This is a genomic window from Bacteriovorax sp. DB6_IX (assembly GCF_000447775.1).
In the GTDB taxonomy this organism is placed as follows: Bacteria; Bdellovibrionota; Bacteriovoracia; order Bacteriovoracales; family Bacteriovoracaceae; genus Halobacteriovorax_A.
The window spans coordinates 1-9,572 of sequence record NZ_AUNJ01000139.1 but is presented as its reverse complement, the minus strand read 5'-3'; the positions used below and the strand labels follow the sequence as shown (position 1 = coordinate 9,572).

7 protein-coding genes are annotated in these 9,572 nt (G+C 37.4%); 3 read left to right on the top strand and 4 right to left on the bottom strand.

Features of this window, described 5'->3' with window-relative positions:
- The first annotated feature begins 42 nt into the window (after positions 1-42).
- Positions 43-1,047 carry a hypothetical protein gene (locus M901_RS04320; RefSeq protein ID WP_021276963.1) on the top strand — a complete coding sequence of 335 codons (1,005 nt, stop codon included), beginning with the start codon at positions 43-45 and terminating at the stop codon, positions 1,045-1,047.
- A 118-nt stretch (positions 1,048-1,165) separates the two neighbouring features.
- Entirely contained in the window at positions 1,166-3,520 is a 2,355-nt protein-coding gene (locus tag M901_RS16245) for a chromosome condensation regulator RCC1 repeat protein (protein WP_021276964.1), read from the top strand.
- On the opposite strand, the gene M901_RS04310 is transcribed toward M901_RS16245, so the two are convergent.
- Positions 3,479-4,633: a hypothetical protein gene (locus M901_RS04310; protein ID WP_021276959.1), complete on the bottom strand. Its 1,155-nt coding sequence runs from the start codon at positions 4,631-4,633 to the stop codon at positions 3,479-3,481. The two genes, M901_RS16245 and M901_RS04310, sit on opposite strands and share 42 nt — an antisense overlap.
- 181 nt (positions 4,634-4,814) lie before the next feature.
- On the opposite strand from M901_RS04310, the gene M901_RS04305 reads away from it, so the two are divergent.
- The gene (locus M901_RS04305) at positions 4,815-5,273 is read left to right on the top strand and encodes a cache domain-containing protein (protein WP_021276965.1); all 459 of its coding nucleotides are present in this window, start codon (positions 4,815-4,817) and stop codon (positions 5,271-5,273) included.
- A gap of 26 nt (positions 5,274-5,299) precedes the next feature.
- Here the strand turns inward: M901_RS04305 and M901_RS04300 are convergent, their stop codons facing one another.
- From M901_RS04300 to M901_RS17740, 3 genes are all read right to left on the bottom strand, one after another.
- On the bottom strand, positions 5,300-7,957 hold the full coding sequence (locus M901_RS04300) for a valine--tRNA ligase (protein WP_021276961.1): 2,658 nt from the start codon (positions 7,955-7,957) through the stop codon (positions 5,300-5,302).
- Positions 7,958-8,059: 102 nt separating this feature from the next.
- Positions 8,060-8,950 carry a hypothetical protein gene (locus tag M901_RS04295; protein WP_021276962.1) on the bottom strand — a complete coding sequence of 297 codons (891 nt, stop codon included), beginning with the start codon at positions 8,948-8,950 and terminating at the stop codon, positions 8,060-8,062.
- Entirely contained in the window at positions 8,943-9,119 is a 177-nt protein-coding gene (locus M901_RS17740; protein ID WP_198295342.1) for a hypothetical protein, read from the bottom strand. The genes M901_RS04295 and M901_RS17740 overlap by 8 nt, the downstream gene beginning before the upstream one ends.
- Positions 9,120-9,572 lie beyond the last annotated feature (453 nt).

Sequence of the window (9,572 nt, the reverse complement as noted above, 5' to 3'; positions counted from 1 at the left end):
ATGTGAAAAAAATATAAAATTGAAATTTATCAAGAAGATAAAATGATTCATTCTTCTGATACAGAAGAAAGTTTTTTTGATTGGAAGTTTCCTGCGATAGGTAAGTATAAATGGAGGATTGCTTCGGTTGATTATTGGGATCAAGTTGGTGAGTTTTCAGAATTTTCAGAAGTTGAAATACAGAAAGAAAAGAAAAAAGAAAAGAGGGTTAGGTTCATAAAACTGATTTCTCCTTATCATGGAAGACAGTATTTTTCTGACGAGAAGATCACATTAAAGTGGGAGAAAATTAAAGGACGAAAATACCTCGTCGAAATTTCTAAGGATCCTAGTTTTACAAAGGTAAAGACAATAAGACTCTCAATAGAGGAATTGAAACTTCGAAATGTGAAGTTTAATACTTTCTATTGGAGAATTAGAAGTGGATCTTTGGTTTCAAAGAAAAGAAGGGTTGAGGTTCTTAAGAGAATTGTTGAAAAGAAAAGTTGGAGAAAACCTAAGTCAGAATTTGGTCTTGAACTGAGGCCACAGCTAGTAACTTATGAGAATATAGTTAATCAAAATAGTATTGATATTGATGGAACTGATATTCTTTCATTCAATATTTATATGACCAAATATTATCAAGACTCTAAAATTGCAGCTGATTTCCAAAAGAGTTCAGGAACAGTCTTTGATGACTTGGATTTTTCTAGAAATATATTGAACCTAGAATACCGAAGAGATTGGTCATTCCATACATGGGGAATAGGTGCTTCAATTTGGAATGGTACTTCTTACTTAGTTGAAAATGACAGTGTTGTGGAAAAGAAAAAAACACATGTCTCGGCCCTTGCCTCTTTTGTATTTGATCTAGATTACTTAAAAGTTTTTTCAAGAGTTAGTCTGGGAGGATTAAGTTCTGTAGAGTTATCTTTGAGAAAACCAGTGAGAGTCTTCAAACATGACATAGACTTAAGTTTTGGTGGGAAGATTTCAAAGTTTTCTGACTCAGAAGAATCACAAATAATATTTGTAGGAGTGGGGAAATCTTTCAAGAAATATTGAGATATCCTTAAGTTTTTGTCACATTCTGAGGCCTTTTTCTTAACAATTTCATTCTAAGTGTCCGAAATTCTATTAAACCTGATTAAAAATTATAATTTTGATACAGAATAGAGGATATATGGGAAATCAAGAACAAGTCACACCATTTTATAAAACTTTAGGCAAAGTGCTGTCACTTGTTACGGTTTCCCTTATTCTTTTTTCATGTACACCACAGCCAGAAGTTGAAGAAGCCTTGGAAGATGCCGTGACAGTTCCGGGAGCTTCCCTTCCTCCTCTTCCTGATTTAGGTGTTCAGTGCTATCAAGAACGTTACCAAATTCCTGAAGAGGCGATTACACGAAAAATCGATATTCTTATTGTGCCTGACACATCGGGATCAATTAAGGATGAAAGAGCTGCCATTGCTGATGGCTTTGATAGTTTTCTAGGAATGCTTCCAAGTATTGCTGATGTACGTGTAGGAGTTGTTTTAGGTCATGGGTCTACTTCCGCTCGTTCAGGAAAACTTTATCAACGTGGAACTGAACCACTTATTTTAGATAATCAAATTCATACTATGGATGAGATTAAGACACACCTAAGAACAAAAATGTATAACCCTCATACTGATGGTGCATCGGATGGTGGTGAAGAAGGTTTATTCTCGTTAAATAAATCACTTTCAGAAACAAACTTTCAGGCAATACAGGATCAAGGTTTTTATAGAGATGACGCTGCCTTAGTTGTTGTTTTTGTCGCTGATGAGCAAGATGTTTGTGCTGCTTATCCTGAAGGAGTCACACCTGTTCCTGACCCACAAGGAAAAGAAGACTCTAGTTTTACTAGAGACTGTGTCGATGGTGATGGGAATAGAATCATCACTCCTGAGATCGTTCTTTCTAATTTAAAAGCAAGAGCTGGAGAGAAACCACTTGTTGTAGGAGGAGTTCTCTATAACAACCTAAACACTATTCCATATAAAGGTGAAAATGAATTAGGCTACGGTTATTTGGAAACTATCGAACAGTCAGGTGGAATTACTGTTGATATGGCCAATGGTGACTATGGCAATGGACTTTCTAAGCTAGGTCTCTTAGCTATGACTAAGATGGAGCCTATTAATCATTTCAACCCTAAAGTAAGTAATATTGATAAAGATACAATTCGTACATTTGTTAATGGTGTAGAAGTGGCCCACACTTATGATATTGAACTTAATATTGTGTCATTAACTCAAGCTAGAGATACATTTTCAATCGCAGATTTACAGTATTGTGAAAAACCAAAGGTTTCCAAAGAAGTTGTTCAGATTGCAACAGGAGCATTTCATTCCTGTGCTCTAATTGCGAATGGAGAGGTTAAGTGTTGGGGAGACAATGCTTATGGTCAGCTTGGCCAAGGTAATAAAGTAAACCTTGGGGATGATGAAATCGCGACTTCAATTCCTGCGATTGATCTTAATGGAGAAAGGGCTATCCAAGTTACTACTGGCGCAAGTCATACATGTGTTCTGACCGAGACTTATAAAGTGAAGTGTTTCGGTAGAAATGAATATGGACAACTTGGTCTAGGTCATACAAATCATATGGGGGATGATGAGCCTATCTCATCAATACCTTATCTTGATCTTGGAACTAATATTAGAAAGTTATACTCAGGAACCTATCATAACTGTGCTTTATTCACGAATGGTACAATAAAGTGCTGGGGAGATAATAGATATGGACAACTTGGTATATCTTCAACAGAAAATATTGGAGACAATGAAACCTTAGCAACATCTCCAAATGTTAGTATCTCAGGATCAGCAATTCAAATGGATCTTAGTACCTTGTCTTACCACGCTTGTGCAATTTTAGATGGAGGAAACCTCTATTGTTGGGGTTGGAATCAGTTTGGACAACTTGGACTAGGGCATACAGATAATATTGGTGATGATGAGTCTATAAGCTCAATTGCAAAAGCTCAAATCTCGAAACCTGCGATTATGGTAACGACAGGGGCGAGGCATACTTGTGCACTTCTTTCAGATAGTAATGTGACTTGTTTTGGAGGAAATAACACAGGTCAACTTGGGCGTGGGCATAAGGACCAAATTGGTGATGATGAACTTCCTAAAGATGTTCCGAATATTGATATTGGCTTTGAATCGAAGTTTATTTACGCAGGTAATATTACAACTTGTGCAATTTCTACGAATAATGAGGCTAAGTGTTGGGGACATGGCGGTTTAGGAAAATTAGGACAAGGTAATACAAATATGATTGGTGATGATGAACTGCCATCATCTATTCCAGTGATTAGTTTAGGAGCAGAAGTTGAGTCTGTTGCGGGTGGATCAAACCACACCTGTTTCTTAACTAAAGATAAGGGCCATGTTAAATGTATAGGTCAAGGAACTAAGGGACAACTTGGTTATGGTCATACTTTAACAGTTGGAGATGATGAGTTACCTAGTAGCTTCGATTTCTTGAAATTTCTTGATCTTTAAAAATCCGAATTGGAAGATAACAAGTATAAGAAAGAGCATTAAGAATGACTCTTTGCTCTCGTTTGAATTTAGGGCACACCCTGGACTGATGTCACTTGAAAAACTTGTTTGAGATGTTGTCGTAGAAACACCTGTTGAGAAGGTTGTAGCAGTAGGAGTTGTTAATCCAACACCAACAATTGTGCCATCAATATCATCTATACGAATAACTCCATCTCCACCATTACCTCCGGCTCCACCAATTGAGGTTCCCGAATTATTTCCAGTTCCGCCGGTGCCACCTGAAGCAGATATGGCCGCCGTAATATTTACGTTTAAATCAGATCGAATGAAGATTGTGCCACCGGCACCACCACCGCCAGAACCACCAGGTGCATCAGCTGTATAATTACCTTGAGCTCCATTTCCACCATTGGCCGTAATTGTCGCATTAATGTCAATATTCCCCGCTGCGAAGAGAATGAGTGCGCCACCACCGGCACCACCTGCGCCTCCTGGGTCATTGCCACTTGCTGCGAAGTCACCATTTCCGCCACCTCCTCCACCGGCACCACCTCTAAGTGATGTTGTAAGAGTTGAGGCTGAATGAGCTGTGTTAGTTGGTGCACTTGCTCCAGTTCCTGGTATATCAGGAGTTGTCGCATCTTCTGTTCCTGCTGAGCCTGCACTACCAAGTGTTCCGTTTGAGCCACCCGATCCACCACCTCCGGCAGCTTCCTCTCCACTTCCATCAGAAGCATCCCCACCAGCAAGTCCGAAAGTTCCTGCACTTGGCCCATTTCCATTTGCAGTGTTGATTCCACCATTATATCCACCAGAAATAGCAGTTCCTGCTGTTTGATTAACACCATTTCCTCCTGAGAGATTAATGGAATTTGAAATAGTGATATCACCTTGCGACTTTATAATGAGTGTATTTGTCCCTGTAACGGTTATAGCGCCACTGCTTGTCACGTTAGTACAGTTATAGAGAGATTTTACTGAGGTATTAATTGGTGAAAGCGTTGCAAGATCACAAGCTCCATCGCTTCCATCTCCAGAATCTACTGCAGACCAAGAATCTGAGCTTGCTATTAATAGCATAAATAGAGGAATTAGTTTCTTTGCTTTCACTCCATAGATTTTACCGAGATCTAATAGGTTTTGACAAATTCTAGAGAAATAAATAGTCGATATTTATCTGACTAAAAGAATGACTCTATTTTACCGAAAGGTCACTCATCCCTAAGCTAGATCATACTTTGATAAAAGGCATGGCCTTAAAATTTAGTTCTAAATAATACACGGAGTAGAAATGAAAAAAGTTTTAATTGTTTGTTTAATGAGTTCATTTGTCTTTGCTTCACCTTTTAGAGTGATGAAGCGAAAGGCGCAGCAGTTGGTTAAAGACTCTTGTGAGCAAATTGAGCAGTCTTCACAACCAGAAGAGATTTTAAAGTTAATAAATGCAGGGAAACATCCTTTCAAAGATAAGGATACACCTGAGCTCTATGTTTTTGCATATGATAAAGAAGTCAATATTATTGCTCATCCAAAAACATCTCTTGTTGGAAAGAATTATAAAGGAAAGCCTGATGTAAAAGGAAAGATGTTTAGAGATGAAATTGTGACAAATGCAATAAAGGATAAGAAGGGGATGACACGTTATTCTTACTCTAAGCCCGGAGATGATCGAGTTTTATCAAAAATTGCTTACTATAGATTGTGTAAGGACAAATATATTCTTGCCTCAGGTGTTTATGTAGAGAAATAAAAAAGGGAGACTTAGTCTCCCTTTTATTATGATTTGAATGCTTCAAGTCTTTCTTGAATAGATTTGAGTTGTTCCTCAAAGTCTTTTGCTTTCGCCTTAACTTCCTCAACTACTTCCGGTTTTGCATTTGCCATAAACTTTTCGTTTCCAATTTTCTTGGCAACTTTATCGTATTCTTTTTGAGTTTTAGTTAAGTCTTTTTCAAGTCTCTTAACTTGCTCTGTAAGATCAATGACACCTTCTAGAGGAAGAAATATCTCTGTATGAGTAGTTGCCTTCATGATAGCTTTTGAAGGTCTTGTCGCAGATTTCTCAGTGATTTGGACATCCTTAGCTCTTGCAAGCTCTTTAATTCCATCAATATTTGTCTTAAAGTATTCTGCTGTTTCAGCTTCATCAGTAAAGAGTGCAACAACAACTTCATCTTTAGGTTTTATATTTACAGATTGTCTTAAGAATCTAACTGATGAGACAACTTCAATAAATTTGTTCATCATCTCTTGTTCATCTTTATAGATTAGAGATTCTTTAAACTCTGGATAATCGTGATTGATGAGTAATCCTTCTTCTTCTTTTTTAAGGTGTGTCCATAATTCCTCAGTTATAAAAGGAGTCATTGGGTGAAGAAGACCGACGATTTCTCTAAAACAGTACTTTAGAACAGAAGCTCTTTGGGCTTTTTTCTGTTCGTCATCTCCATTTAAGATATTCTTAGAGAGTTCAATAAACCATGAGCAGAAACTATCATAAACAAAAGAGTAGATCGCTGAACATGAATCATCATATCTAAAATCTTCAATTGACTCATTCATCGCTTTTGTCGTGTCGTTAAGCTCTGAAAGAATCCATTTTTCTTGATCATCAAGATTTTGAGGGAGATCCGATGAGGCAACTTCTAATACTGGAGAAATAAATCTAAATGCATTCCAGATCTTATTAATGAAATTTCTGTATCCGCCGATTCTTTCTGGATCGAGATTAATATTTCTATTGTATCCAGAACCTGCCGCTAGAGTGAATCTAAACGCATCTGCTCCATAAGTATCAACCATTTCGATTGGGTCAATACCGTTACCTAGAGACTTACTCATTTTACGACCTTGTTTATCTCTAACGATCGCGTGGATATATACTTTGTGAAATGGAATTTCATTTGAGAACTTCATTCCCATCATCATCATTCTAGCTACCCAGAAGAAAATGATATCAAAACCAGTTACAAGAACACTTGTCGGGTAGAATCTATCAAACCCTCTTTCTTTCATTCTTTCTTTGTTTGGCCAACCAAGAGTTGTCATTGGCCACAGCCCTGATGAGAACCAAGTATCAAGAACATCTGGATCTTGCTCAAATTTAGTCTCATTACATTTTGGACAAGATTTTGGTGTAACTTCCTTGTCGGCCCATTGGTGGTCACATGATTGACAATTAAAAACTGGAATTCTGTGTCCCCACCATAATTGACGTGAAACACACCAGTTTCTTGGTTCTCTTAACCAAGAGAAGTAAGTATTTTCCCATCCCTTAGGGTAGAACTTTGTTTTGTCTGTTTCAACTGCTTGAACAGCTTCTTTCGCCATGTCTTGTACGTTAACAAACCATTGCTTCGAAACCATTGGTTCAATAACAGCTTTTGACCTATCTCCATGTCCAACTTGGTGGATATGCTTTTCTTCTTTTACAAAGAGTCCAAGTTCTTCAAGCTTTGCAACAACTTTGTTTCTTGCTTTCTTACAAGTGAGTCCTTCCCATTCAAGACCATGCTTATTGAGAGTTCCATCCTTATTCAAGATATTAATAATTTCTAGGTTATTTCTCTGACCGATTTCAAAGTCGTTGAAGTCGTGACCAGGAGTTACCTTAAGGCAACCAGTTCCTTTTTCCATATCAACGTGTTCATCACCAATAATCGGAACTTCTCTATTACAAATAGGAACGATAGCTTTTTTTCCAATGAGGTGAGAGAACCTCTCATCATTTGGGTTAACTGCTACGGCCGTATCTCCAAGTAGAGTTTCTGGTCTCGTTGTAGCTACTTCTAGAATGACGTCGCTATCAGCTACCTTGTAGTTGATATGATAGAAGGCACCTTGAACTTCTTTATGTTCTACTTCAGCATCTGAAATGGCCGATTGAAGTACTGGGTCCCAGTTTACGATATAGTCTGATTGATAAATTAGACCTTGATTGTAGAGCTCAACAAAAGCTTCTCTAACAGCTTCATTTGGTTCTGCATCCATTGTGAACATTGAGTAGTCCCAGTCACATGAAGCACCCATAACTCTTTGTTGTTCAGCAATAAAACCGCCATACTCTTCTTTCCAGGCCCAGATTTTCTCTAAGAACTCTTCACGAGTAAAGTCATGTCTTGTCTTCTTACTTTCATTCCAAACAAGTTCTTCAACTTTAGATTGAGTTGCAATACCGGCGTGGTCCATTCCTGGAAGAAAGAGAGTTTCATAACCTTTCATTCTTTTGAATCGAATCAGTGCATCCTGAGTTGTGATATCAAGAGCGTGTCCAGCGTGAAGTTTTCCTGTGACGTTTGGCGGAGGCATGATGATACAAAATCCTTCATCGACTTTACCTTTTTTAGGAGCAAAGTGCTTACCTTCTTCCCAAGTTTTATACCACTTCTTTTCTACATCTGTAGGGCTATAAGTTTTTGATAATTCCTGCGTCATAGAAATCGTCCTTTTACTGAGTTAATGAGGTTTGAAACCTAGCTTTCTGTATATCACAGCTTGCGTCATCGGTCTAAAGAAATTGCGAAGTTGCGCAGAGGGTTATTCCCAGTTATCTACAGGTTTTGGGAGCACTTTTGGCGCTTCGTAGTCTGGGTCTGGCTCAGGAAAGAGCTCATCCTTTGTTAATGGAACGCCGTCCTCAATGATGGTCTCATCAACAGGGACCCAGTCATCAACAGGTTGTGGTAATTGTGAAGGTGCTTGATAGGCTGGACTAGGGTCGGGAGCCACTTCAAAAGTAAGGTCTTTAAGTTCCTTTCTGGCCTTTTCGAGTCCCTGGTCTTTTATTTGAACAAAAACTTTCTTATCGGATAGGTTTTTAGGATAGGCCCTTGATGTTAGTTCAAGAATTTTTACTAAACGCTGATACATTTCGTAAGAGTATTCATTGAGCGTATCGTTGAGAATCTCACTCTCTTTACTTAGAGCAAGTCTAATCCATGGTGTAAGAAGTGCAACTTTTCTTGAAAACATTCTTGTCTTATTATCAATCTTGTTAAGCTTCTTCTTTTGAAAGGCGCCAAATTGTTTGAGTTCTGGCTCTGTTAATAATTCAGAAAGATCTTGGAGTAGTGACTTGTAAATTAATTTAGAAAACGGCATGTTTTCAGGAAGAGTTTTCACCTTTTGTGTGAGTAATTCATACATCTTATGATCTATAACTTTGTAACCCTTCTTAAGAGATTTAGAGTGGTTGAGAGTTGCTTTAACGATCTCTTCATCCAGGAAAAGAATTTCCCCGTGGTTCTTAGCTATTAGTTTATTAAATGTGCCAATCTGTGTTTTAGTAATTTTTTTACTAAGAAAATTTTCTTTTAATAGAGCAGCAGTTAATGGAGGAACTTCTTTTGAAAACTCAAAGTCACTGGCCAAGCTATTCAAGCTTAGGTTTACAAGAATAAATGTGGCAAAAAGTGATTTTCTAATCATCTTCTTTGAGTTCCTTATTTATTTTAAATTTACCTTTAAGATCATCAAGAACATAGATTTTTTTCCTAAATGGTATATAGAGCTTTCCTTCTATCGAAAGAAGGTTTGTCACAAATTTGAGGTCTGAGTGTATAAAGGCCTTTTTTTCTTTTAAGTGATAAGATAGCACTTCAGAAGTTTTACCAGATAAGCCAGTTAAATTCTTGATGAAGAAAATTCTCTCTTTGTCATTTTGACAGTGGAGAGAGTGTGCAGGTCCTTTGGCAGATTCGAAGAGAAAGTCTCTTTTTGAGATATCAGTTTCAATATAGTTGAGTCTATATAAATTAGTGAATGACTTCTTACCACTAGATGACTCTAGAATGTAGAGGTTATCATTTGTTCCACATAGCTCTAGATTAATTCCAAGTGATGTTGTCTTATAGAGTGTTGATCTTTTACTTCTTTTCTAAATCAAATGAAAGAATTCCTGATCGCTTTCTTATCGTTAATATCTGTGTAATAGAGAGTATCAAGAGTTGATATAGAAAAACTTGGTATAAAATACGGATCTTTTGCATTAACTTTGATTCTGAAAGTTTTCGCCCTATTATTCGTTGTGATCACTACAATTTCTCTATTT